Annotated in this window: 20 protein-coding genes and 1 tRNA gene; 13 read left to right on the forward strand and 8 right to left on the reverse strand. The window is 63.7% G+C overall.

Translation table 11 applies throughout. The features are described from left to right. The first annotated feature begins 152 nt into the window (after positions 1 to 152). The 8 genes from I6A82_RS02170 to I6A82_RS02205 all read left to right on the forward strand — a co-directional run bounded on the left by I6A82_RS02170 (position 153) and on the right by I6A82_RS02205 (position 9,250). Entirely contained in the window at positions 153 to 1,769 is a 1,617-nt protein-coding gene (locus I6A82_RS02170) for a carboxyl transferase domain-containing protein (RefSeq protein WP_198093542.1), read from the forward strand. Between the two features lie 283 nt (positions 1,770 to 2,052). Beyond that, positions 2,053 to 3,885, forward strand: coding sequence for an acetyl/propionyl/methylcrotonyl-CoA carboxylase subunit alpha (locus tag I6A82_RS02175; protein ID WP_198093543.1), 1,833 nt, complete (start codon positions 2,053 to 2,055; stop codon positions 3,883 to 3,885). Between the two features lie 130 nt (positions 3,886 to 4,015). Beyond that, a tRNA-Tyr gene (locus tag I6A82_RS02180) sits at positions 4,016 to 4,101 on the forward strand. Positions 4,102 to 4,319: 218 nt separating this feature from the next. Further along, complete coding sequence (locus I6A82_RS02185) at positions 4,320 to 5,285, forward strand: cytochrome c oxidase subunit II (protein ID WP_198093544.1); 966 nt, start codon at positions 4,320 to 4,322, stop codon at positions 5,283 to 5,285. Next, a complete protein-coding gene (locus I6A82_RS02190; RefSeq protein ID WP_198093545.1) occupies positions 5,282 to 7,387 on the forward strand; it encodes a cbb3-type cytochrome c oxidase subunit I in 2,106 nt (701 codons plus the stop codon). Before I6A82_RS02185 ends, I6A82_RS02190 begins: the two co-directional genes overlap by 4 nt. Further along, entirely contained in the window at positions 7,384 to 8,016 is a 633-nt protein-coding gene (locus I6A82_RS02195) for a cytochrome c oxidase subunit 3 (RefSeq protein ID WP_198093546.1), read from the forward strand. The genes I6A82_RS02190 and I6A82_RS02195 overlap by 4 nt, the downstream gene beginning before the upstream one ends. Further along, a complete protein-coding gene (locus I6A82_RS02200) occupies positions 8,013 to 8,423 on the forward strand; it encodes a cytochrome C oxidase subunit IV family protein (RefSeq protein ID WP_198093547.1) in 411 nt (136 codons plus the stop codon). Before I6A82_RS02195 ends, I6A82_RS02200 begins: the two co-directional genes overlap by 4 nt. A gap of 176 nt (positions 8,424 to 8,599) precedes the next feature. After that, the gene (locus I6A82_RS02205; RefSeq protein ID WP_187334840.1) at positions 8,600 to 9,250 is read left to right on the forward strand and encodes a DUF6629 family protein; all 651 of its coding nucleotides are present in this window, start codon (positions 8,600 to 8,602) and stop codon (positions 9,248 to 9,250) included. A gap of 46 nt (positions 9,251 to 9,296) precedes the next feature. On the opposite strand, the gene I6A82_RS02210 is transcribed toward I6A82_RS02205, so the two are convergent. Both I6A82_RS02210 and I6A82_RS02215 read right to left on the reverse strand, forming a co-directional pair. Continuing rightward, positions 9,297 to 11,012 (reverse strand): thiamine pyrophosphate-dependent enzyme, encoded by a 1,716-nt coding sequence (locus I6A82_RS02210; RefSeq protein WP_198093548.1) that lies wholly within the window; start codon positions 11,010 to 11,012, stop codon positions 9,297 to 9,299. A gap of 68 nt (positions 11,013 to 11,080) precedes the next feature. Then, entirely contained in the window at positions 11,081 to 11,881 is an 801-nt protein-coding gene (locus I6A82_RS02215; protein WP_198093549.1) for a class II glutamine amidotransferase, read from the reverse strand. A gap of 228 nt (positions 11,882 to 12,109) precedes the next feature. Here I6A82_RS02215 and I6A82_RS02220 point away from each other — a divergent pair, with 228 nt between their 5' ends. Then, positions 12,110 to 13,966 (forward strand): M61 family metallopeptidase, encoded by a 1,857-nt coding sequence (locus I6A82_RS02220; protein ID WP_198093550.1) that lies wholly within the window; start codon positions 12,110 to 12,112, stop codon positions 13,964 to 13,966. Here I6A82_RS02220 and I6A82_RS02225 read toward each other — a convergent pair. Then, positions 13,963 to 14,967: a mechanosensitive ion channel family protein gene (locus I6A82_RS02225; protein ID WP_232343221.1), complete on the reverse strand. Its 1,005-nt coding sequence runs from the start codon at positions 14,965 to 14,967 to the stop codon at positions 13,963 to 13,965. The genes I6A82_RS02220 and I6A82_RS02225 overlap by 4 nt on opposite strands. Beyond that, entirely contained in the window at positions 14,961 to 16,589 is a 1,629-nt protein-coding gene (locus I6A82_RS02230; RefSeq protein WP_198093551.1) for an FMN-binding glutamate synthase family protein, read from the reverse strand. Before I6A82_RS02230 ends, I6A82_RS02225 begins: the two co-directional genes overlap by 7 nt. Before the next feature lie 299 nt (positions 16,590 to 16,888). Between I6A82_RS02230 and rlmB the strand changes: the two genes are divergently transcribed. Together rlmB and I6A82_RS02240 are read left to right on the forward strand one after the other, a co-directional pair. After that, entirely contained in the window at positions 16,889 to 17,626 is a 738-nt protein-coding gene (gene rlmB, locus I6A82_RS02235) for a 23S rRNA (guanosine(2251)-2'-O)-methyltransferase RlmB (protein WP_198093552.1), read from the forward strand. A 5-nt stretch (positions 17,627 to 17,631) separates the two neighbouring features. Further along, on the forward strand, positions 17,632 to 18,249 hold the full coding sequence (locus I6A82_RS02240; protein ID WP_198093553.1) for a DNA-3-methyladenine glycosylase family protein: 618 nt from the start codon (positions 17,632 to 17,634) through the stop codon (positions 18,247 to 18,249). A gap of 34 nt (positions 18,250 to 18,283) precedes the next feature. Here I6A82_RS02240 and I6A82_RS02245 read toward each other — a convergent pair whose 3' ends face one another. Genes I6A82_RS02245 through I6A82_RS02255 form a run of 3 tightly spaced genes read right to left on the reverse strand, consistent with a single transcriptional unit; the run spans position 18,284 to position 21,151 of the window. Then, positions 18,284 to 18,808 (reverse strand): hypothetical protein, encoded by a 525-nt coding sequence (locus I6A82_RS02245; protein ID WP_232343498.1) that lies wholly within the window; start codon positions 18,806 to 18,808, stop codon positions 18,284 to 18,286. Between the two features lie 7 nt (positions 18,809 to 18,815). Then, the gene (locus I6A82_RS02250; RefSeq protein ID WP_198093554.1) at positions 18,816 to 20,363 is read right to left on the reverse strand and encodes an ABC transporter permease/substrate-binding protein; all 1,548 of its coding nucleotides are present in this window, start codon (positions 20,361 to 20,363) and stop codon (positions 18,816 to 18,818) included. Beyond that, positions 20,360 to 21,151, reverse strand: coding sequence for an ATP-binding cassette domain-containing protein (locus tag I6A82_RS02255; RefSeq protein WP_198093555.1), 792 nt, complete (start codon positions 21,149 to 21,151; stop codon positions 20,360 to 20,362). The genes I6A82_RS02250 and I6A82_RS02255 overlap by 4 nt, the downstream gene beginning before the upstream one ends. Positions 21,152 to 21,294: 143 nt before the next feature. On the opposite strand from I6A82_RS02255, the gene I6A82_RS02260 reads away from it, so the two are divergent. Next, a complete protein-coding gene (locus I6A82_RS02260) occupies positions 21,295 to 22,104 on the forward strand; it encodes an SDR family oxidoreductase (RefSeq protein WP_198093556.1) in 810 nt (269 codons plus the stop codon). 21 nt (positions 22,105 to 22,125) lie between these two features. Here the strand turns inward: I6A82_RS02260 and dapD are convergent, their stop codons facing one another. Then, on the reverse strand, positions 22,126 to 22,968 hold the full coding sequence (gene dapD, locus I6A82_RS02265; protein WP_198093557.1) for a 2,3,4,5-tetrahydropyridine-2,6-dicarboxylate N-succinyltransferase: 843 nt from the start codon (positions 22,966 to 22,968) through the stop codon (positions 22,126 to 22,128). A 126-nt stretch (positions 22,969 to 23,094) separates the two neighbouring features. Here dapD and I6A82_RS02270 point away from each other — a divergent pair, with 126 nt between their 5' ends. Continuing rightward, positions 23,095 to 25,485, forward strand: coding sequence for a S8 family peptidase (locus I6A82_RS02270; protein WP_198093558.1), 2,391 nt, complete (start codon positions 23,095 to 23,097; stop codon positions 25,483 to 25,485). Positions 25,486 to 25,496 lie beyond the last annotated feature (11 nt).

Below are 25,496 nucleotides of genomic sequence, written 5' to 3' on the forward strand. Positions count from 1 at the left end.
GTTTACGTTGGGGAAGGCGGAAGCGAGAACCCGGCGAAATTTTGTTGCGCGCGGCTTTTCATGGGAGCGCCTGCCCGCTAACCCCGTTGGGCGATAAAAGGAGAGACGATGCCGCACGCTTCTAAGCCGCACATTTGCATGGAGCCTGAACGATGAGCGCGCCGGTGCTGACCAGCATGGTCGACCGCGATGGAGAGGCGTTCAAGGGCAATGCCGCGCATAACCGCGCGCTCGTGAAGCAGCTGCGCGCCGATGTCGCCAAGGCCGCGAAGGGTGGATCGGAAGGAAGCCGTCAGCGCCATGTGGACCGCGGCAAGCTGCTTCCGCGCGATCGTGTCGAACGCCTGCTCGATCCCGGCTCACCGTTCCTGGAGATCGGCCAGCTTGCCGCCAACGGGCTTTACGGCAAGGACGATATTCCGGGCGCCGGGGTGATTGCGGGCATCGGCCATGTCTCGGGCCGCCAGTGCATGATCGTGTGCAACGATGCCACGGTAAAGGGCGGCACCTATTATCCGATGACGGTGAAGAAGCATCTTCGCGCGCAGGAGATCGCGGAGGCGAACCGTTTGCCGTGCATCTACCTGGTCGACAGCGGCGGCGCGAACCTGCCGCATCAGGCGGAGGTGTTTCCGGACCGCGACCATTTCGGCCGCATCTTCTACAATCAGGCGCAGATGAGCAGCCAGGGCATCGCCCAGATCGCCTGCGTGATGGGCAGCTGCACCGCCGGCGGCGCCTATGTGCCCGCCATGGCCGACGAGAGCGTGATCGTTCGGAATCAGGGCACCATCTTCCTGGGCGGCCCGCCGCTGGTAAAGGCCGCCACGGGCGAAGAAATCAGCGCCGAGGATCTGGGCGGCGGAGACCTGCACGGGCGCAAATCCGGCGTGGTCGATCATGTCGCGGAAAATGACGAACATGCGCTCACCATCGTGCGCGATATCGTCAGCACCCTGCCCCCACAGCCCGATCTGATGGGCTCCGGTTCGCTCAACCTGCGCGATCCGCGTCCGCCGAAATTCGACGCCGAAGAGCTGTACGGCATCGTCCCGCAGGACGTGCGCCAGCCTTATGACGTCCATGAAATCATCGCGCGCCTGGTGGACGGCAGCGCGTTTCAGGAGTTCAAGGCGCTCTACGGCGAGACGCTGGTTTGCGGTTTTGCGCATATCCACGGAATGCCGGTCGCGATCCTCGCCAATAACGGCATCCTGTTCTCCGAAAGCGCGGTAAAGGGCGCGCATTTCATCGAACTGGCCTGCCAGCGGCGCATTCCGCTCCTGTTCCTGCAGAACATCTCCGGCTTCATGGTCGGCGGGAAATATGAGGCGGAGGGCATCGCCAAACATGGTGCAAAACTCGTCACCGCCGTCGCCACCGCCAGCGTTCCGAAGGTCACCATCCTGATCGGCGGCAGCTTCGGCGCGGGCAATTACGGCATGAGCGGGCGGGCTTATTCCCCACGCTTCCTGTTCAGCTGGCCGAATTCTCGCATCTCGGTGATGGGCGGCGAACAGGCCGCCTCCGTGCTCGCCACGGTGCACCGCGATGCGGACTCCTGGAGCGAGGAAGAGGCCGAAGCCTTCAAGGCGCCCATCCGCGAGAAATACGAAGAAGAGGGTCACCCTTATTATGCCACCGCCCGCGGCTGGGACGACGGCATCATCGACCCCGCCCAGACGCGCGACGTACTCGGTCTGGCGTTCGCAGCGTGCCTGAACGCGCCGGTGCCTGAGAAGCCGCAATTCGGCGTGTTCCGGATGTGATGCAAGAAATGCGCTTCTCCTCAATCCTCCCCGGAACGGGGAGGGGGACCATCCGCCATCGGCGGATGGTGGAGAGGAACGCGCGCCTGGGCTTCGGTCTTGAAGCCGCCCGGCCGTTGTCGCAATTGGCGCCACAGCAGTACTTCCGGCAAACTCACCGCTCAGTGAAGTTTCCGCGCGTTCGCGATTGTTCTTCGTGGCCGAGAAAGCATCGCCAACTCCCCTCCACCACCGCTTCGCGGCGGTCCCCCTCCCCGTCCCGGGGAGGATTTGAGGTAACCTTATGATCCAATCCCTCCTCATCGCCAATCGCGGCGAAATCGCCTGCCGCGTCATCCGTACCGCGCGCGAGCTCGGAATTCGCACGGTCGCAGTTTATTCGGACGCGGACGCAGGCGCGCTGCATGTGCGAATGGCGGACGAGGCGGTGCACATCGGCCCCTCGGCGGCGGCGGAATCCTATCTGGTCGGCGACAAAATCATCGCTGCGGCGAAGGACACCGGGGCAGAAGCGATCCATCCGGGCTACGGCTTCCTCAGCGAGAACGCGGACTTCGCGCAAGCGGTGCTCGATGCCGGGCTGATCTGGGTCGGCCCCAAGCCCGCAAGCATCCGCGCGATGGGTCTGAAGGACGCCGCGAAGACGCTGATGGACGAGGCCGGGGTGCCGACCACGCCCGGCTATATCGGCGACAATCAGGAGCCCGCCTTCCTCGCCGAACGCGCCGCCGAGATCGGCTATCCGGTGCTCATCAAGGCCGTCGCCGGCGGCGGCGGCAAGGGCATGCGCAAGGTCGAGCGCGCAGACGACTTCGCGGACGGCCTGCAGTCCGCGCAGCGTGAGGCGAAGGCCGCCTTCGGCAACGACGTCGTACTTCTGGAAAAATGGGTCGAGAGCCCGCGCCATATCGAGGTGCAAATCTTCGGCGATTCCCACGGCAACGTCGTCCACCTGTTCGAGCGCGACTGCTCGCTCCAGCGCCGCCACCAGAAGGTGATCGAGGAAGCCCCCGCCCCCGGCATGGATGAAGACACGCGCGAAGCCGTTTGCGGCGCCGCGGTGCGCGCCGCCCAGGCGGTGGATTATGAGGGCGCGGGCACGGTGGAGTTCATCGCCGACGGCAGCGAAGGCCTGCGCGCCGACCGCATCTACTTCATGGAAATGAACACGCGGCTTCAGGTGGAACATCCGGTGACCGAGGAGATCACCGGCGTGGACCTGGTCGAATGGCAGCTGCGCGTGGCGGGCGGGGAGCCGATCCCGATGCAGCAGGACGAGCTGGCAATAGACGGCCACGCGATCGAGGCGCGGCTCTATGCCGAGGACCCGTCGAGCGGCTTCCTGCCGAGCACGGGGCGGCTCGAACTGTTCGATCTGGACCCGCATGGCCGCATCGAGACGGGCGTGGAGACCGGCGCCGACATCTCGCCCTTTTACGATCCGATGATCGCCAAGATGATCGTCCACGCCGACACCCGCGACGAGGCGCGCGAGGGGCTGCGGGAGATGATCGCAAACAGCGCGGTCTGGCCGGTCAAGAGCAATGCGGCATTCCTGGTGAACGCGCTCGACCATCCCGACTTCGCCGCCGCCAATCTCGACACTGGCCTGATCGGCCGCGCCGGGGACGATCTGCTGGCGGGCGGGCCACCGGAGGACGCACAGCTCGGCGAGGAAGCGGATGCGCTGGTGCAAAGCGGGCCGATGGCCGGCTTCCGTCTCAACGCGCCGCGCAAGGACAGCGCCTGGTTCCTGCTCGATGGCGAGGCGAAGGAGTTGCCGATCGGCACGGGTGTGGCGGAGCCCGCCGAAGAGCTGTTGGTGGCCAGCGAGGGACAGGTGTTTGCGCTCAAGCCCTTCCGCGCGGACGGCAGCGGCGCGGCGGCGGCGGGCGATGGCGCGATCCTCGCGCCCATGCCCGGCAAGATCATCGCCGTGAACGTGGCGGAGGGCGACGTGGTAAAGGCCGGCGACAAGCTGGTGACGCTGGAGGCCATGAAAATGGAACACAGCCTCACCGCACCCTTCGACGGTACGGTGAGCGAATTGAAGGCCAGCATGGGCGCTCAGGTCCAGAAAGACGCCGCGCTGGTCGTGGTCGAAGCGGACGCCTGAAATCTTCCTCGCTCGGGCAAGGATTGCTGGCCTTGACATCGCCGTGCGCGCTCGCCATTGACGCGGCCTTGTTCGCGGCGGCGGCCCGCCGCGAAACGGTGCTCCTCTAAACGGAGCGCACCGAACCTGGGGACAGGTGGCCGAGTGGTTAAAGGCAGCAGACTGTAAATCTGCCCGGTTTTCCGTACGCTGGTTCGAATCCAGCCCTGTCCACCAGATTTCGCGTTCTGAAGTTGCATGCGGGGCACTGTGCCCCTCTTTCTATCCGTCGCGACGATCACCCGGCGCGCTGCCTGTCACCCTCAGCCTTTGCCGGGCATGTCGTTCTTGCCCTGTGTTGCCTTCACGCTGGACAAGTGCAGCCTTTTGCCGTCAAGAAATGCGCCGAAAAGCGCCGCCATCCGGGATTTCTCCGCCTTGCCTTTCAGCCGTTGATGAGACTGCTCGCTCCACTCCCTCGCCTGTGGTCGTTCGCAGGCCTGGCCCTGGCGCTCCTGTTCCTGCCTGCGGCGGCGATGGCGGCGGCGCCCACGCAATCCTTCCTGCAGCCGATGAGCGCGACAGCGCAGGAGCAGTCGGCCCATTTGATGCGGGTGATTGCGGTTACGATGATCGTGATCCTGCCGGTGCTGATCGGGGTGCCGCTGATCCTGTGGCGCTATCGCCTGCGCGGCGCAAAGGCAAAATATACGCCGGAATGGGACTATTCGGGCAAGCTGGAATGGGTGTTGTGGGGCGTACCGGTGCTGGTCATCATCGTGCTGGCAGCCTGGCTCTGGTCTTTCACATCCAGGCTCGACCCCTATGAACCGGTGGGGCAGAAGCCCTTGCAGGTACAGGCGATCGGGCTCGATTGGAAATGGGTGTTCATCTATCCCGAAGAAGGCATCGCGACGGTCGATGAACTGGCGCTTCCGGTGGGCCGGCCGGTCGAGCTGACGCTGACAACGGACACGGTGATGCAGAGCATGTTGATCGCGCCGTTGACCGGGCAGATCTACGCGATGCCAGGCATGACCACGAAGCTGAACTTCGCCGCCACGCGCACCGGCTCCGCGGAGGGCGAGAACACGCAGTTCAACGGCGATTCCTTCGGCAGGCAAAAGTTCATCGTCAAAGCGTTGCAGCCCGGCCAATATGCCGCGTGGCTCTCCGCCGTCCGGGGCGCTCCCGTACTGGACGATGCGACCTATCGTGTGCTGCGCCGACGCTCCGTGCTGGCCGGCGCGCGGACCGATCTGGGCCTCAGCAAGCAAGCGATCCCCATCTATTTCAGCGCGCCCGACCGCAGCCTGTTCGACCGGATCGTGGCGAAATACCATCTGTCCGGCGATAGCGGAGCGGTGCCCGCCCTGGGCGGCACGGGCCTTCCCCCGAAGGGCGGAGTGAGCAGCAGGTGACGGAACAGACCAGCCTTATTTTCGGCAATCTCGACTGGAATGTGACGCCTTACACAGACCTGTTGTTGAACCCGAACAGCAGCACGATCATCGGAGCGGTTGCGGCGACCATCCTCGTGCTGGGCGCGATCGGCGGATTTGCGCTACTCAGCTGGAAACGCTGGTGGGAGCCGCTGTTTCGCATCTGGCTGAGTTCTGCGGACGCAAAGAAAATCGGTATCATGTATATCGTGCTGGCGCTCATCATGCTGGCGCGCGGCGTCATCGAAGGCTTTGTGATGCGCGCCCATCAAGCGACCGCTCTGGGTACGCTGGCCAGCGAGGAAAACGGCCTGATCGCGCCGGACCATTTCGCACAGCTGTTCAGCACGCACGGCACCATCATGATCTTCTTCGTAGCGATGCCGCTCTTGATCGGCCTCATCAACTTCGTCCTGCCGCAGCAGCTTGGCGCGCGCGACATGGCTTTTCCCGTGCTCAATCAGGTCAGCCTGGGGATGACCGCGGCGGGCGCAGCGCTGGTGATGATCTCGCTGCTGATCGGCAAGTTCGGTACCGGCGGCTGGACGATGTACCCGCCTTATACCGGGATCGACTACAGCCCCGGAGAGGGGGTGGATTACTGGCTCTGGGCAATCGCCATATCGGGCGTCGGATCGACGCTGACGGGCATGAACTTCGCCGTCACGATCTTCAAGAAACGCGCGCCGGGCATGCACTTCATGCGCATGCCGCTGTTTTGCTGGACCAGTCTGTGCGTCGCGATCATGTTGATCTACGCCATGCCCGCTCTGACGGTATCGAGCGCGATGCTGCTGCTCGATCGTTATGCCGGATTTCACTTCTTCACCAACGCCGCCGGCGGCAACATGATGAATTATGCGAACATCTTCTGGATGTTCGGCCACCCGGAGGTTTACATCCTGATCCTGCCGGCATTCGGCGTGTTTTCCGAAATCAGCTCCACCTTTTCCGGCAAGAAACTGTACGGTTACACCTCGCTGGTGATCGCCAGCATGAGCATTGCGGTGATCAGCTTCACCGTCTGGCTGCACCACTTCTTCACCATGGGGCAAAGCTCCAGCGTCAACATCGCCTTCGGCATCGCCACTATGATCATCGGCGTGCCCACGGGCGTGAAGATCTACGATTGGATGGCGACGATGTGGCGCGGCCGCATTCGCGTGACGGCGCCGATCGTCTATCTGGTGGGCTTCTTCATCCTGTTCGTCATCGGCGGGCTGTCCGGGATCATCCTGGCCAATCCATCGATCGATTATCAGGTGCACAATTCCACCTTCCTGGTCGCGCATTTCCACAATGTGATCATCCCCGGCGTGCTTTACGGCATGCTGGCCGGCATCCATTACTGGTTCCCCAAGGCGTTCGGCTTCCGGCTGAGCGAGACTTGGGGACGGCGCACTGCCTATCTGTTCGTGGGCGGGTTCCTCTTCACCTTCATGCCGCTTTATGTGCTTGGCCTGATGGGTCTGCCGCGCCGTTCGCCCACCTTCCAGAACCCCGATTTCATGCCGCTGATGTATATCGCGGCGTTCGGTGGGTGCCTGATGCTGTGCGCGCTCACCAGCCTGTTCTTCACCTTCTGGACCAGCTGGCGCAACCGCACCCAGCTGGCAGTGCCGGGCGGCGATCCGTGGAATGGCTCTTCGCTGGAATGGTCCAGCCCGGCGCCCGTGCCGGAATGGAATTTCCCGCGTATCCCGAAGGTGCGCGCCCGCGATGATTGGGGCGCCACCAAGCGCGCCGGGGATCCGTGGAAAGCGCCGTCGTCCTATGTCGATATCGAGATGCCGGCCAATACCTATTTCGGTGTGATCCTGGCGGCGGCGGCCTTCATGCTGGGTTTTGCGATGATCTGGCACATCTGGTGGCTTTCGATCGCCGGGCTGCTGACGATCGTCGGCTCGATTTTCTGGCGGGGCATGCGGGTGATCGAACCACATGTGGTGCCCGCGGCGCAGGTCGAGCGGGAAGACCGGCGCTTTCGCGAACAGGTGGCCGCGCTTACGCCTGTCGCGCGCATCGATGAGGAGACCGAGCGCAACCGCGGCGTTCCCGATCTGACGGAGTTCGCCGGATGAGCACGTCCCCGAATGGCGAATATCCAGGGCTGAACCTGGGCGCGGCGCATGGCGAGGCCAATGAGGAGGCGGAGACCAATGTCTTCGGCTTCTGGGTTTTCCTGATGAGTGACCTCATCCTCTTCGGCATCCTGTTCGCCACCTATGCTTCCTATCTCAACCCGATCGGTATCGCCGGCGCGCCGGGACCGGAGCAGATGTTCGACATGCGCAGCGTCGCGATCCAGACGGCACTGCTGCTATTTGGCGGGGTGGCCTATGGCGGGGTATCGCTGGCGCTGAAATATGAAGGAGGCCGCGGCAGGGTGATCCTGTGGCTGGCGATCAGCGCCCTACTGGGTGCAGGCTTCGTATTTTTCGAAGTCAGGGACTTCATCGATCAGGCGCATAAGGGCGGCGTGCCGCAGGCGAGCGGCTGGCTCAGTTCCTACTGGTCGCTGGTGGGCCTGCACGGCCTGCATGTCAGCGTCGGCATTCTATGGATCTGCAGCACCATTGCGCAAATTCTGAGGCGCGGGCTAGACGATGTGGTGAAGGTCCGCCTCTCCATGCTGGGCGTGTTCTGGCATTTTCTGGACCTGATCTGGGTGGGTATTTTCTCCTTCGTTTTCCTGGTGCCGCTCGCATGACCAAGCCGAACACCGGAAATCTGGATCCAGGTGAAACCGCATCGCACGAACTGCGTAGCTATGCGGTGGGCTTCGTCGTCAGCGCGGCGCTGACGATTGCGGCCTTCGCCGCGGTGCTTTCGGACCTGTCCACGATGATGAAGATCATCATCGTCTGCGTGGCCGCGCTTCTGCAGGTGAGCACCCACTTAGCCAAGTTTTTGCATCTGAGCATTCACGGCCGCCAGTCGCGCGAGGATCTGCTGCTCGTGCTGTTTTCCGCCAGCCTGCTTGCCATCATGGCGGGCGGCACGGTCTGGATCCTGTCGGACCTTCGCAGCCGGATGCACGGACCGATGGAAGAAGGTGCCATGACGCACCCGTCATCGGACGCGGTCCCGCCCGCAGCGCCGCTCACCCGCCGATGATTCTGGTCCCCTTTCGTCGCCGCTCGATTATCTAGCCTGGGAGACGATTGCCCGCGAGATAAGCATCAGCGATCAAGCGTATTTCCGGTGCATTCCCGATTGTCAGAGTGGGGGAGAAGTGGAAAAGACGGCGGCCGGATGGGGCTTACATTGGGGCAAGGGGGCAAGAATTTCCGATGTGTTTTTCGGCTGAAATGAATTTCGTGGCGGCGGCGGGCATCGGTGCCGTCGGCCTCGCCACAATGCGTCATGTGAAGCATCCGCGCGAAGTGCTGCTGGCAGCGATGCCGCTGTTGTTCGCGCTGCATCAGTTCACCGAAGGGTTCGTGTGGCTGGGGCTGACGGGCCGGATCAACGCCATGGCGCGCGACAACACGGCCTTCCTCTTCGTGCTCTACGCGCAGGCGCTATTGCCGTTTCTGATGCCGCTGAGCGTCTGGTTGTTGGAACGGCAGACATGGCGCCGCTGGGTGATCGGTGCGCTGACGCTGCTCGCGCTCGGTTTCTCATGCTACATGACGTACAGCGTCGTAGGGTTCGAGAACTGCACCTATGTCGAACAGAATTCGATCGTCTATCGCAACCCCCGCGCGGAATCGCTGTGGACGGGCGCCATCTATATTCTCGTCACCTGCGGCTCGCTTGTGCTGTCCGGCAACAAGGTTGTGCGCTGGTTCGGTGTCCTGAACCTGATCGGCCTGTCGATCGTGGCGGCGGTGAAGGAATATGCCTTTTCGTCCGTTTGGTGCTTCTACGCCGCGGTTCTCAGCGTGATGCTCTATTTCATGTTTCGCCAGGACCGGATCCGCTACGCTAATGATGACTGAGGATTAACCGCCCCGGCCATTATCCGGCCGGGGCGATAGACCTCGATCAGCGCAGGAAGTTGTTGCGCAGCAGCTCCACGACTTCGCGCGATTTGCCGTCCAGCACGGCCTTCACCCCGAACATTGCCGTCGCCGCCACCTGGGACACCTCGATCTTGGGCGGCATCACCAGCTCCATCTGGTTCACATGCACGTCGAGTAGCGCCGGGCCGTCCGCCGCCAGCCAGGCGTCCATCGCCGTTTCCAGATCGCCGCTTTCCTCGACATGCCAGCCCTGAATGCCGCAGGCTTCGGCCAGCTTCGCGAAGTCCGGATTGACGAGGCCGGTGAAGTGATCGACCAGTCCCTCGACGCGCTGTTCCATCTCAACAAAGCCCAGCGTGTTGTTGTGAAACACCACCAGCTTCAGCGGCACCTTTTCCTGCACCAGCGTCAGCAGATCGCCCATCAACATGGTGAGGCCGCCATCGCCGCACATCGCGATGACCTGCCGGTCGGGATAAGCGAGCTTGGCGCCGATCGCCTGCGGCATACCGCTCGCCATCGTGCCGTGGAGCAAACTGTTGAGAAAGCGGCGCTTGCCGTTTGCCTTCAGATGGCGAAGCATCCAGACCATCGCCGTGCCCACATCGGACACGAAGATCGCGTCATCATCGGCCTTCTTGTCGAGCATATTGGCCACGAATTGCGGGTGGATCAGCGAAGGATCGCTTTCCTTGCCCTCTTCCAGATAGCCTTTCTGATCTTCCTTCCACTGCTTCTGATGCTCTTCCAGATGCGCGCCGTCCGACTTCGCGGCGACCATCGGCGTCAGCGCGGCGAAGGTGGTTTTCGCATCACCCACAAGACCCATCTGGATCGCCGAACGGCGGCCCAGATGGGTGGGGTCGATATCGATCTGCACGATCTTTTTCGCTTCCGGATAGAACTGCGTATAGGCAAAATCGCAGCCCAGCGAGATAACGAGGTCCGCGCTTTCCAGCGCCTCCACCCCGGCCCGGTTCCCCAGGATGCCGTTGACGCCGACATTATAGGGATTGTCCGGCTCCAGGAATTCCTTGGCGCGGGTGGTGTGGACCATGGGTGCCTTCACCTTCTGGCAAAAGGCCATGATCTCATCCCGCGCATCGCGGGCGCCGATGCCGGCATAAACCGACACCTTGCCCGCGCCGTCAACCAGCGCGGCCAGCTCCGCCATCTCCATGTCATTGGGGCGGCAGACCGGCTGAGGCCGATAGACTTCCCAGTCCATCGCATCCTCGTCCTTTTCGGTGAACATGTCGCCATTGACGATCACCACCGCCACGCCCCGCTTGGTCAGCGCGGCCTGCGCGGCCTTGGTCATGATGCGCCGCGCCTGTGATGGGTGGGAGATATATTCGCAAAAGTGGGAATGCTGCTCGTAGATCTTTTTCTGATCGACTTCCTGCGGGAAGTTGAAACCGCTCTCCGTGCGCGCGACGTCCGATGCGATCAGCAGAACCGGTGCCCCGTTGCGGTGGCTTTCATAAATGCCGTTGACGAAGTGGAGCGAGCCTGGGCCGCAGGTGCCCGCACAAACCGCAAGTTCCCCCGTCATATAGGCCTCGCCACCCGCCGCGAAGGCACCCACTTCCTCATGCCGCACGGTGATCCAGCGCAGATCGGATTTGGACACAGCATCGGTGAAGTGGTTGATGGTATCGCCGGGGATGCCATAAATGCGCTTCGCACCCGCCTTCTGAAGGGAATCGACGACGATATCCGCGACGGTCTTGGCCATTATTTTCCTTTCGATCCTATCAATGGGCAGCGTTTCGGTGTCGTTACAAGAAACGGACAAGTCGCGCTTTAGCTGCGCGAGAGAATTGCGCCGTCCTTCAGCATCATGCAGGTTCCGCGGGCAAGCGGTTCCCAGCCTTCCGGATCGAGCGGGACCGAGGCGAACAGGTGCAGCGGCCCGGAAATGGCATCGATACTGGCACCGCGTGTTTTCCACTCATGCCCGTGATGGCGCTCGTCGAAACTGCGGATGCTCAGCCCCGGCTCGCGCGGCTCGGTCAACCCGCCTTCGGTCTCGAAGCGCCGCCGGTCGGCATGGACGAACAGATGCTCGCCATCGAAGAACAGGAAGTTCGCGCTGCCCAGCTCACGCATCTCGGCGGCGAAGCGGGTGAAGATGTCGAAACGGACTGCAGGCTCCACGGCCTCCGCTCGGCGCAGCCGGTCCAGCAGCAGCAGGAAAGCCAGCTCGGAATCCGTATCGCCGATCTTTTCCGCGATCAGGGCCTGCGTGTCATCCCGGTCCTCAAGCCCCGGCAGCCCGCCGTTATGGGCAAAGGCATGGCGCCGCCCGTGCACCACGCGGTCAAACGGATGGGTATTGGCCAGCTCCGGCTTGCCCGCCGTCGCCCGGCGGACATGCGCCATCAGCTGCTTGCAAGGGCGTTCGTTGCGGACGACCATCTTGGTCAGCTCACTGGTCGCGGCGGGATCGGGTTCGCGAAACAGATAGGCATCGCGGTCCAGCGCGAACAGAATTCCCCAGCCGTCGCGGTTACGATGCCGCTCGCCCCCTTCAGCCGCAAACAGATCGAGTTCGTAGCAAACCCGCTGCGGCACCGACGCGCTCATCGCAAAAAGCTCACACATAGAGTTCGAAGTTCCTCTGGCCTGATCCGGAACGCGCGGACGCACGGTGGTTTAGTTGATCTTGCCGTTCCCCACACTGCGTCACAAGAGGCTCGCGCGCCGGTTTCGATATAAATCTTGCCGGGCCTGAAGGGCCGAAATAGGTGAAAAACCGGGGCTGCCCCTCTTGCCTCCAGAATATTATGCGCCGGGACCGCGCAGCCGCCCCGGCCAGCCAGAAAGATGCCTGTGTCAAACCAGCAATCTGCAGACACCCAGCCCATCCAGCTGCGCGTCGATGCCACCGACATCGCGCGGGCCATCTTCTGGACCGCGCAGTCGCTTTCGGTTCGCGGCTATGAAGATCGGATCGTGCTGACGCTGGCCAAATGGCTGCCTGCCTATCATGCGCCGCGCGGCGCGATTGATCGGCTCGCCGGGCTACGGTTTCAGGCCGGCGGGACGGATTGCCGCTGGCACCGCGATCCGGATAACCCCTTCCACCTGATCGTCGAGCTGCCCGCAGGGGCTGAGCGGCTCGACATCGCGCTCCAGTCGCTTTCGCCCACCGAGAGCAATCAGGGGCGGATCATGGTGAGCGATGAGATCCTGCGCTTTCATTGGGAAGAATGCCTGCTCTATCCGGCGGATGCGCCGATCGACACGATCATGGTGGAGCCGGTGCTGCGCCTTCCCGAAGGATGGGAATGGGCATGCGCGCTGGACGCTGCGCGCGAAGAGACGAATGGCTCGGACGTCTCCGTGCTGCATTTCGGCGTCGTCGATGTCCGCACGCTGATCGATTCCCCCGTGCTGGCGGGAATCCACGCCCATCGCGAAACGCTGGATCAGGATATCGAGCTGCTGATCGTGGCCGATCGCGCGGACCTGCTGCCGCAAGGGCGCGACGAGCTGGAATGCCACCGGCGGCTGGTGGCGGAGGCGGATGCGCTGTTCGGCCGTCGTCCGTTCGGCAAATATCACTTCCTGATGGCCTGTTCCGATCAGATCGGGCGCATGGGGCTGGAGCATGAATGCTGTAGCGAGGAAGGCGTGCGCGCTACCTATTTCAGCAACTGGGCAAGCTCGACCACGGAACGGGACCTGCTGCCGCACGAATTCGTCCACGCCTGGGTCGGCAAATACCGCGTTCCGGCGGGCAATTTCCAGCCCGACTTCAGCCGCATGACCAATGAGCTGATGTGGGTCTATGAGGGGCTGACCCAATATTATGGCCATGTGCTCGCCGCCCGCTGCGGCCTGATTTCCGCCGAGCTGACGCTTCAGGCCTTTGCCCTGATCTTCGCGACCTATGACGAGCGACCGGGGCGCAGCTGGCGTCCGCTCGGCGACACGGACAATGATCCGATCTTCACCGCGCGGGAGAGCCAGCCCTGGCAAAGCTGGCAGCGCTCGGAAGATTATTATTCCGAAGGGCTTCTGATGTGGATGGAAGTGGATGTGACGATCCGTCAGGCTTCGGGCGGCACGCGCTCGCTGGACGATCTGATGCGCCGTTTCTTTGCCCCGCCGCAAGCGGATGGCCAGGGCAAGCGCCTTCACCCGCGCCCGTATGACCGGGCCGATCTGATCGCCGCGCTGCGCGATGTGCAGGACCATGATTGGGAAGCGTTCTTCGCCGAGCGCGTCGACAAGGTCACGCCGCATGCGCCCTATGCGGGGATCGAAAAAGGCGGGTACCGGATGGTCTGGTCAGACCGGCCCTCCGGCTGGCTTGCCGACGACCAGTCCCATCATTCCTATTTCGATTTCTCCTATTCGCTGGGCCTGAAAATGGGTCTCAATGCCAAGGTTATCGACGTCCTGTGGGACGGCCCGGCCTTCGCAGCCGGCGTCGTCAAAGGCATGCGCGTGCTTTCGGTGGGCGGCACGACCTATTCGCATGCCGCCATGCAGGACGCGATCGACAGCTGCGCCGATGGCGGCGGGACGATCGAACTGGTGGTGGAGCGGCTGGACCGGGTGAAGACGCTTTCGCTGCACTGCCCGGTCGGCCAGCGTTATCCGTGGCTGAAGGCGGCTGAAGATAGCCCGCGCCTGCTGGACGCTATCCTCGAACCGCTATTCAAAAGTTCGGCGGCTTAGCTTCCAGGCTTTGCCGGCTTATCCGCCGCCTGGTCTGAAGGAGCCGCGCCGGTTGGCACAGCAGCCTTTTCGGGGGCCGGTACGCTCAGCTGACCGCTCAGGATCAGGTTCTGATAGGCGTAGGGAATCTCGATCCCGGCGGCATCGAAGCGCTTTTTGACGTTTTCCAGTAGGTCATGCTCCACGCCTTTGGCGATGGCGGAATCGCGGCACCATGCGCGCAGCGACAGATCGACACTCGACGCGCCGAGTGAGACGACCGGGCAACCGACCACTTCCAGCACGTCCTGATGCGCCTGCGCCAGCTCGAGGATGATTGCGCGCGCCTGCTCTATGTCGGAATTATAGCCGATCGAAATGGTGGGCGACATCATCACCCTGGGGTCGATCGAGGAGAGGTTGATCATGATCTGGTTGGCGATGGTCCCGTTCGACAGAACGATGCGCCGATTGTCGAACGTCCGCAGCACCGTGTAACCCAGCGACAGATTCTCCACGATCCCGGTTTCCAGCCCCGTCGGCGTGGTCAGTTGCAGGCGGTCTCCCCGCCGGAACGGCTTGTATATCACCAGGCTGATACCGGACACGAGATTGCCGAGCGTCGATTGCGCGGCAAAGCCGATCACCACGGAGACGATGCTGACGCCCGCCAGCAGGGAGGTCGTCAACTTGTTTAGCGCGGGCACCGCGTGGGAAAAAAGCAGCGCCAGTACGATCCACATGATGAACGTCACGAGATTCGAGATGAAGCTCAGCGTCATCCGATCGATATGCTCGTTCGGATCATGATCGATCAGCGTCTTGAGCGCGCGGCGCAGCAGCCTGCTCAAAATTAGCCCGAAGATCAGGAACAGGACGCCCAGCACCACCGCACCCCAGAAATGATCGGGGTTCACATAATGCGTCAGATCGGTCAGCGCCTTGGGCGCGCTGGCCACTTCAGGCGATGCTTTCGCCGCGGGCGTGGCGTTGCCTTTGGTGTTCAGAACCGATGCTAGCATAAGGAGGGTTTGAACGAATCCGGATTGGCCGCCCGCCAATATTCGGCAAAGGGCGTCGCGTCCGGCTCGCTCAGCAGCCGTCCTTCCTCCACCTCGTTCACGATCCGCGACCAAGGCACCATTTCCGCATTGTTCTTCCACTGGCGCAGATGATGCGGGGTGAACTCGTCCGGCGATTCCAGGCCGCACGCGACAACGATATCATGCAGGCTGTCGAGCGTCTTGGATTGGAAATTGGCGACGCGCTGCGCCTTGTCCGGAATGACGAGGCCGCGCTGGCGCGCGGGCGAACTGGTCGCCACGCCGGTGGGACAGGTGCCGGTATGGCAGCGCAGCGATTGCACGCAGCCGAGCGAGAACATGAAGGCGCGCGCCGCATTGCACCAATTGGCGCCCAGCGCGGCGTTCATGGCGATGGAGGAGCCGGAGAACACCTTCTCCGAAGCCGCCAGCTTGATCTTGCCCTTCAGCCCGGTGCCGATCAGCGCGTTGTTGACGTAATAAAGGCCGATGCGCAGCGGCAGGCCGACATGATCGGACAGCTCGAGCGGCGCAGCGCCCGTTCCGCCGCCGCCCCCGTCGACCACGATGAAATCGAGATAGATACCGCTGTCGAGCATCGCCTTGCAGATCGCGAAAACCTCATGCGGCATACCGACGCACAGCTTGATGCCAACCGGCTTTCCGCCGGAAAGATCGCGCATCTTGGCCGCGAACTCCAGCATTTCGCGCGGGGTCGAGAAAGCCGAATGTCCCGGCGGCGATAGGCAGTCTTCGTGGGCCGGCACCTGGCGCGTATCGGCGATTTCCTGCGTGACCTTGGGCGCCGGCAGCAGGCCGCCATGGCCCGGCTTTGCGCCCTGGCTCAGCTTGATCTCGGTCATCTTGACCTGATCGTGCTGCGCCTTGTCCTGAAACGCGTCCGGATCGAACGAGCCGTCTTTCTGGCGCGCGCCGAAATAGCCCGAGCCAAGCTCCCACACGATGTCGCCGCCATGTTTCAGGTGATAGGGCGAGAGACCACCCTCGCCCGTATCATGATAGAAATCGCCAATCTTGGCGCCCAGGTTCAGCGCCTCGATCGCGTGGCTGCCGAGCGCGCCGAAGCTCATGGCGCTGATGTTTAGCCGGGCCGCGTCATAAGGCTTGCTGCACTGGTCCGTTCCCACATGCACGCGCGTGCGCTTCGGCGCGTTGGGGTTCGGATTGATGGAATGGCACAGCGCCTCATATTCTTCGGAATAGACGTCCAATTCGGTGCCGAAAGGGTGCGCGTCCTCCTGCTTTTTCGCGCGTGCGTAGACGAGCGAGCGGGACACGCGGTCGAACGGGCGGCCTTCCAGCGGGCCTTCCACGATATAGCTGCGCAGGAACGGGCGAAGATCTTCGAACAGCCAGCGGAAACGGGCGGACAGCGGATAATTGCGGCGCAGCGAATGCTTGGACTGCGCCAGATCCCAGATCGCGATCAACAGCAGCGGCGCGAACAGAATGAGCGCCCAGAAGAAGCCTGGCGAAACCCAAACCCCTAGCGCCACCGTCACGGCCACCAGCAAAAGAGGCAGCCAAAAGCCGAGATTTCTCTCCAGGCCGCCGTCAGCAACCAGACCGCGAAGCACCATGCAGGATATCCTCAAACTTTTCTAGGAAATGGACGAACTGACTTTTGTTTAGAAAGCATTCGCGCACCTTAGTAAACCGCCGTTGACATGGCGGGACATGCCGATCCGGAATGCCGCCATATAGGACGCAATTGCGGGGCGTTCGTTCCTGGAAAAACAGTAATAGACGCGCTCTTTGTGCAGTTCGGCCAGCGAACCTGCGTAAAAGCGCGCGCTTCCCAAACCGGCCGCGATACGTCATTGCGGCAGCATCCCTGGGCAGAACATGCAGTCGCCCACAATGACGATGGAGTAATTTCATGGCCAAGCGCGGACGCGCCCGCAAGGAAGCCCGGCGGGGCCTGCCGCATTTCTATGGCCGCCACGCGGTCGAAGCGGCGCTGGACAATCCCGATCGCGACGTGCGCAAGCTGTTCCTGACGCGCGAGGCGGCGGCGACGCTGGAGATACCGGACGGCATCCCGGTCCAGTTTTGCGAGGTGACCGATCTTGCCCGTCATGTGCCCAAAGACGCGCCGCATCAGGGCATGGTGGCCGAAGTCGCGCCGTTGGAAGACCTTCTGCTGGGTGATGTGCTGGATGCGGGCGATCGGGCGACGCTCCTCTTTCTCGATCAGGTGACCGATCCCCACAATGTCGGCGCGATCTTCCGCTCGGCTGCCGCCTTTGACGCGGTGGCGGTGGTGACGCAGGACCGGCACGCCCCGCCCGAAAGCGGCGTGGTCGCGAAGGCGGCATCGGGCGCATTGGAGCTGGTGCCGTGGATCCGGGTGGTGAACCTTTCGCGCGCGCTCGAGGAGGCGGCGGAGGCAGGATATTGGCGCATCGGCCTCGCCGGCGAATCGGACGCACTGCTGGCGGACGCGCTTACGCCGGGACGCAACGCGCTCGTCCTCGGCGCGGAAGGCGAAGGCCTGCGCCATAATGTGGGCGAGCATTGCGATACGCTGGCGAAGCTGCCGATTTCCGAGCGGATGGAGAGCCTGAACGTCTCGAACGCCGCGGCCATCGCGCTCTACGCCGCGGCGCAGCGCTAAAGCCGATGGGCCTCACCGCGCAGCAGATCGCCGCGTCGCTCGATGCGCTGGGCGCGCGCGAGCCCAGGGTGGCTGCGGCGGTGGAAGCGGCAGGCTATCCGACCCCGCGCATTCGCGAGCGCGGCTATGCAACGCTCCTGCGCACCATCGTCGGCCAGCAGGTGAGCGTTGCCGCCGCCGCCTCGGTCTGGAACAAGCTGGAGGCCGCGCTCGGCCCCGGCTGCCCGCCGAATGCGCTGATTGCGCAAGATGTCGACGCCCTTCGCGCCTGCGGACTGTCCCGCCAGAAACAGGGCTATGCCCGCTCGCTCGCCGAGCTGATCCTGTCGGAAGACCTTCCGCTCGATGCGTTGCCGGAGGATGACGAGGAGGCGATCGCCTATCTTACCCGCGTGAAAGGCATCGGGCGCTGGTCCGCCGAAATTTACCTGCTTTTCGCCGAAGGCCGCCCGGACATCTGGCCCGCCGGCGACCTCGCGGTGCAGGCCGGGCTGCACAAGATTATGGGGCTGGACGCGCGCCCCAGCGAAAAACAGGCCCGCGCCCTCGCCGAAGACTGGTCGCCCCTTCGCGGCGCCGCAGCGCTGCTGACCTGGCACGTCTACAACAATCCGGCTTTGTAAGCCCCGTGGCGGCGAAGGCTTTGCCGGGCTCCGTCTATTCGATCGGCGGGAGCACGCCGGGGTTCAGGCGCTTCACCTCCTGAAGGAAGCTTTTGGGCTTTTTCCAGAATTTCGTCTTCTCGTTGATCCGCAGTCCTGCCGATTTCGCCATGGCAGCAATGAAGTGGACGCAATTGGCGTCGTTCAGATCGTAGCTCGGCTGCTTGGCGGCGGCCCAGCGGCGGACCTCCATGATCAGCGCGCGATATTGCGCATCGCTCAGCCGCACCGAGAATTGCGCGTCACTATCGTCGATATAGCTCTGCTTGGCGACATCCAGCCGCCCTTTCACGCGGCCGAGCAGGATCGCCGGGCTGATCGACTTGGCGGTGAAGCCGAAATTATCATGCACCGTCTGGCCTGCGGGGTCGGTGCCGTCCAGCTTCACGAAGGCGTGCGGGAAGCTGCCGCCGAAATCCTGGCTGTAGAAGGTGGCGACCACTTCCGCCTGGGCAGCGGCGGGAAGGCCGAAAGCAAGCGACAAGGCCAGCCCGAACGCGGCGAACCATTTACGAAACATCACGAGATTACTCCTCGATACCGGTTTGTGCGAGGAGCCATCGCGCCGCTTCTTCCGGCGTCGCCTTATCCTCGTCGCGATCGACCATGTAATTGGCGCGGCGCATCAGGTCGACGTTTATCGCGCCTATCAGCGGCTGCAACGCCGCAATGAAAAGGGCATCATCGGCATATTCGGGCGCCACCATCAGGATCGCATCGTAATTGGGAAGGACACCCTTGGGGTCCTCCAGCGTCACGAAATTCTCCTTCGCGATGCGCCCGTCGGAGGTGAACGCGCTGATCGCATCGACCTGCCCGCTCGCCAGCGCCGCATACATGAAGGTGGGGTCATAAGACCGCAGCGAAGCGAAGCGGATCGGATAGGCCGCCTTCAGCTGCGCCCATTCGGGCCGCTCCAGAAAATCGAGGTCCGCACCGAAGTTCAGCCCCGGCGACCGGCGGGCGAGATCGTCCAATGTGCGCAGGCCGCCATCCGCCTCCTTCTGCCGCACCGCGATGGCATAGGCGTTCTCGAACCCGAGCGCGCCGACCAGCTTGATGCCGTAGGTTTCGGCCACCCATTTCGCGATCGCTTCACGCATCGCATCGCGCGGGATGGGCTTTTCGCGATTCATCTCATTGGCCCAGATGGTGCCGGCATAATCGACATAGGTATCGACCGAACCGGTGGTGAGCGCCTTGAACACCACGCCCGAACCCAGCCCTTCCTTATATTCGACGCGGTAGCCGGCGCGTTTGAGCTGGATGCCGACCACGCGGGCCAGGATATATTGCTCGGTAAACGCCTTGGCACCGACCGTGACGACGGGGCGATCGTCACCCGACGGGATCAACCGCGGCACCAGCGCGGCGAGCAGGCCTGCGGCGATGAGGCCGAGTGCTAGCCATATCTTCCATCGGCTGCGCTGCGCGATGCCGCGCTGGATTAGGCCGAGCAACTGGTCGGTCACGAGCGCGAGCCCTGCGGAGGCGATGCACCCGGCGAGCACCAATGTGAAATTCTGCGTCTGCAAGCCTGCGAAGATCAGATCGCCCAGGCTGGTCTGGCCAACCGTGGTCGCCAGCGTTGCGATGCCGATGGTCCAAACCGCCGCGGTGCGAATGCCGGCCATGATCGTGGGGGCGGCGAGCGGGGCCTCCACCCAGCGCAGCTTCTGCCACGGCGTCATGCCCACCCCGTCCGCGGCCTCCGTCATGGCGGGCGCAACGCCTGTTATCCCGGTCACCGAATTGCGAATGATGGGGAGAAGCGCATAAAGGGTCAGCGCCATCAACGCCGGCAGGAACCCTAGCGGCGTCAGCCAGTCTCCGGTGACCGAGCGCAGCCCGAGCAGCAGGGGATAAAACAGCGCCAGCAGCGCCAGCGTGGGAATGGTCTGCACGATCGAGGCGATGGTGAGCACCACCCCTGCCACCCGTTCGCTGCGCGACGCCCAGATCGACAGCGGCACGCTGACCAGGATCGCAAGGACCAATGCGGCGAGACAGAGTTCGACATGCGCGGCCAGCAGCGTCGGCACGCGCGCAAAGGCATCGGCCCAGCGCCCGCTCATGACGCCGCCCCGTTTTCCCGGCGTTGTTCCAGCTCCACCAACCGTTCGGCCTGGGCACGCGGCACCGCGATCAGCGCCTCCGCCTCATCGGCCTGACGCTCATTCAGCATGGCGGCGGGCGGCGCGTCGGCGACGATGCGACCGCCGGACATCACCAGGACGCGGTCCGCCAGAAGCAGCGCTTCGGCCATATCGTGCGTCACCATGATGGTGGTGAGGCCAAGCCGATCGTGCAGCGCGCGATAGGCTTCGCCCAGATTGTCGCGCGTCACCGGATCGAGCGCGCCGAAGGGTTCGTCCATCAGCATGAGGCCGGGCTCTCCGGCCAGAGCGCGGGCGACGCCGACGCGCTGCGCCTGCCCGCCCGAAAGTGCGGCGGGGCGGCGACCGGCAAAATCGCGCGGCAGTTCCACGAGATCGAGCAGTTCGCCGACATCGCCGCCGCGCGTGCCTTCGATCCGCTGCCCGATCAGGATATTCTCACGCACCGTCATGTGCGGGAACAGTCCGATATTCTGGAAAACATAGCCGATCGTGCGGCGCAGCGCATAGGGCTCGCGCCCCGCCACCGGTTCTTCTCCGACCAGCACCTGGCCGCCGGTGGGATCGACGAGCCGGTTCACCGTCTTCAGCAGCGTCGATTTGCCGGAGCCGGACTGGCCCACAAGCGCCACGAAGCTGCCCGCATCGATGGTGAGCGAGACATCGTCCACCGCCGAGACGGCACCATAGTTTTTCGTGACGCCGTCGAACCTTACCGACGGACCGGTGGTCCTGCCTTCGCGCATAGCGGCGCATAGTGGAGATGCGTGCACGGGCTGGCAATGGGGAATGGCCCCGAACGACCAAGTGGCGAAGTTGATGCTTCGACATCGGGGGGAATCGCGTATAGGTTCGAAAAAAGAACCCATCGCCTTAGGAGTGAGACGCCATGAGAGATCGCAAAATCCTGTTCGTCACCGGTGCCGCTTCGGGCATAGGACGCGAAGTAGCGCGCTATTTTTGCGAGCGCGGCTGGTTTGCCGGATTGACCGATGTGAACGAGGCCGGCCTGGCAGAAACCGCCGCCATGATCGGCGAAGACAATTGCTGGACGCATCCGCTCGACGTCACCGATCGCGACGCCTGGGCCCGCGTGATCGAGGCTTTCTCGCAGCGCACCGAGGGGCGCATGCATCTTCTCTTCAACAACGCCGGCATCGGCAAGGGCGGCCGGTTCGAGGAGATGGACCCGGCCGATATCGACAAGCTGGTGGCGATCAATTTCACCGGCGTGATGAACGGCACCCAGGCTGCGTTCGATCTTCTGAAGGCATCACCGGGTGCCTGCATCCTCAACACCTCGTCCGCGTCCGGCATCTACGGATCGGCCGGGCTGAGCGTTTACAGCGCCACCAAGTTCGCGGTGCGCGGCCTGACCGAGGCGTGGGACATCGAATTCGCGTCGCACAATATCCGAGTTCGATCGCTGATGCCCGGCTTCATCGATACCGGCATTCTGTCCGCGGTCGGCGAAGACAGCAATCAGACCGGCAAGGAACGGCTGCAAGCCGCGGGGATCGAGGTCAGCCCCGTTTCCATGATCGGGCCTGCGGCATGGGACGCTGTTCATGGCAATGCCGTACATACGCCGGTGAACAAGATGGCGCGGCAGCTTATGTTTGCAGCGCGCTTTTTCCCCGGCCGCGTGCGCAAGCGCATGGGGCTGTTGAACGGACTGGAGGAGGCCGCCGAAGGCTGAGCGTCGGAAGGCGGCGCGGCCTCAGTCGCGTAGCAGATCGTTGATCCCGGTCGAGGCGCGGGTCTTCGCGTCCACCGTCTTGACGATCACCGCGCAGGCAAGGCCTGGGCCGGGCGTGCCGTCCGCCATCGGCTTGCCGGGCAGGCTGCCGGGCACGACCACCGAATAAGGCGGAATATGTCCGCGGATGACTTCGCCGGTCTCGCGCACCACGATCTTGGTCGACTGGGTGATGAACACGCCCATCGAAATCACCGAACCTTCGCCGACAATAACGCCTTCGACCACCTCGGACCGCGCACCGACGAAACAGTTATCGCCGATGATCGTGGGGTTCGCCTGCAGCGGCTCGAGCACGCCGCCGATGCCCGCACCTGCTGAGATGTGGCAGTTCTTGCCCACCTGCGCGCAGGAGCCGACCGAAGCCCAGGTATCCACCATCGTGCCCTCGCCGACATGCGCGCCCAGGTTCACGAAGCTCGGCATCAAAACCGCGCCCTTGCCGATAAAGGCGCCGCGGCGCACGAAGCTGCCCGGCACTGCCCGGATCCCCGCCGCCTTGAAATCGTCCGCCGTCCAGCCGGCGAACTTGCTCGGCACCTTGTCCCACCAGACCGCACCGCCCGGCCCGCCTTCGATAATCTCCATGTCGTTAAGACGGAAGGACAGCAGCACCGCTTTCTTCAGCCACTGATTGACCGTCCAGCCGTCACCGTCCCGCTCGGCCACACGCATGCTGCCATCGTCCAGCCCGGAGAGCGCCGCGTTCACCGCCTCGCGCACCTCACCCCCGGTTGAAGCCGACAGCGAATCGCGATCGTCCCAGGCCTGTTCGATGATGGGCTGCAACTGTTCGGCGTTCATGGGCGTCTCCTTTATGGCGGCCCGCCGATACCGGGCCAACCGCACGGCGGCAAGCCGGGGTTGGAAAAGTTCACCATGTGTTCACGCCTTCCCGCTTAGCTGCGACCCGTCGATAAGGGAGTTGGTATGAGGAAATCGGCTTTTCGCAGCTTTGCCGGCGGCGTTTCCGTCCTGACCGTTTCGCTTGCTCTGGCCGCTTGCGGAGGCAGTGGATCGGGCGGTCCGTCCGCGCAACTGCCGGCCCCGCCGCCGCCCAGCCCGGCCCCTGCACCGCCTCCTCCTCCGCCGCCTCCCCCACCGCCGCCAACCGGCAATCTTGATTTCGACACGGCCGAATTCCGCCGCTCGGACGGCCCGGCTTATCACAATGCGGTGACCGCCTATCAGAAGGGCGCGACCGGCCAGGGTGTCACCATCGGCGTGATCGATACCGGTATCGATCCGAACAGCCATGAATTTGCCGGGCGGATCGTTTCCGCCTCACGCGATGTTGCGGGCAATCGCGGTCTCGGGGACGACGATGGCCATGGCAGCGCGGTGACGCGCGTGGCCGCCGCGGCGAAGGACAACCGCGACATCATGGGTATAGCTTTCAACGCGAGTATCCTCGCCTTGCGTGCGGACACGCCTGGCAGCTGCACCGCCACATCCGGCAATGCTGACGAGGCGGGATGTCTTTTCACCGACTCAGCTATCGCGAACGGCATTAATGTGGCCCGGCAGACCGGCGCGCGAGTCATCAACCTTTCGCTAGGCGGGGAGGGCCGCATTGGCGGCTCACTTGCCAACGCCATCCGTCTGGCAAGCGAGGCCGGCATCGTTCTTATCGTTTCGGCGGGGAATGAATTCGGCAAGGATCAGCCGGACTATGATCCGAACAATCCAAGCCCGTTCGCACAATCCATCCTGGCCGCCGGCGGGTCCAATGTCATCATCGCCACCTCGGTAGACGACTCCAGTCAGATTTCCAGCTTCAGCAACCGCGCCGGCGTTTCGCAGGCTTCGGTGTTATCCGCGCTCGGCAGCGGGATTTGCTGCGCCTATGAAGACGATTCCATCAAGACCACGGTTCGGAATGGCCAGACCTTCATCACCGTGTTCAACGGCACCAGCTTCGCCGCCCCGCAGATCAGCGGCGCGGCGGCGCTGCTGGCGCAGGCTTTTCCGAACCTCACCGGCGCGCAGATCGTCGATATCCTGCTGCGCAGCGCGCGCGATGCCGGTGTAAGCGGCACGGACGATGTCTATGGCCGCGGCATTCTGGACATCGCCGCCGCGTTCCAGCCGCAGGGCACCACATCGCTTGCCGGAACGAGCACCGTCGTAGCACTTGGCTCTAGCGCCGGTACGACATCCGGGGCGATGGGCGATGCGGGCACCGCGGGCGCGCGGCTGGAGACGGTCGTGCTGGACGGATACAAGCGCGCTTACAATGCCGATATCGGCCATGGTCTGTCCGGCAGCGCACCCTCTTACAAACTCACCGGCGCGCTGACCGATCGCGGCCGCTCCGTCTCGATGGCGGCCGGCCCGGTAGCGATCGCCTTTGCGGTGGCACCGCAGGCGGACGGCACCGCGCGGGTCGATGCACTGCAGTTGCGCGGGGCTGAAGGCGAGCAGGCAAGGCTTCTTGCCGGACGCATCGCAGCCAAACTCTCGCCGGACCTGTCGGTCAGCTTCGGCATATCGCAGCAGGCCAGCGGGCAGGTTGCCGCACTGCAGGGGGCGGAGCGCCCCGCCTTTCTGGTCGGCGAAGATGCGGCGAGCTCCACAGGCTTCATCGCACGACCCGACGCCTCGGTGGCGGTGCGGCGGCAAATCGGCCGGTTCGGCCTGACGCTGAGCGGAGAGAGCGGCGAGCAAGCCTTGTGGGAAGACGGCGTCCCCGGCAGTCTGGTCGGGCGCTATCGGGACTATGGCTATAATCGCTTCGGCGCGGCGCTGGACCGGCGTTTTGGAAACCTCACCGCGACGCTGGGCGCAGATTGGCTCGGTGAACGCGAGACAGTGCTTGGCGCACGTTTTTCCGACGCGATCGGGCGCGGCGGCGCATCCAGCCTTTTCCTCGACGCAGGACTCGCATGGGTGCCGGGCGATGCCTGGCAGCTGGCGGCAAACTGGCGGCAGGGCTGGACCCGGGCGCTCGCCACGCAGACGGTGACCGGCACCGGCATTTTGCAATCGAGCGCCTTCAACCTCGATCTTTCGAGATCACGCCTGTTCACCGGCGACGATCAGATCGCCTTTCGCTTCGCGCAGCCGCTCCGGGTAAGCGCTGGCGGCGTCGATCTCAATCTGCCGAGCGCCTATGACTATGCCACCGGCGGGACCAGCTACGCCGTCCAGCGCCTCAATCTCGCGCCGCAGGGGCGAGAGCTGGTAAGTGAAATGAGCTATCGCGCAGGCCTATGGGACGGGATCGTCAGCGCCAATCTGTTCTGGCGGCAGCAGCCCGGCCATTATGAAGCAGCGCCCGACGATCTGGGCGCTGCGGTGCGTTACTCGCTGAAATTCTAAGGCGCAGTCGG

Origin of the sequence: Novosphingopyxis sp. YJ-S2-01, from assembly GCF_016093175.1 — a bacterium.
Classification (GTDB): domain Bacteria; phylum Pseudomonadota; class Alphaproteobacteria; order Sphingomonadales; family Sphingomonadaceae; genus Novosphingopyxis; species Novosphingopyxis iocasae.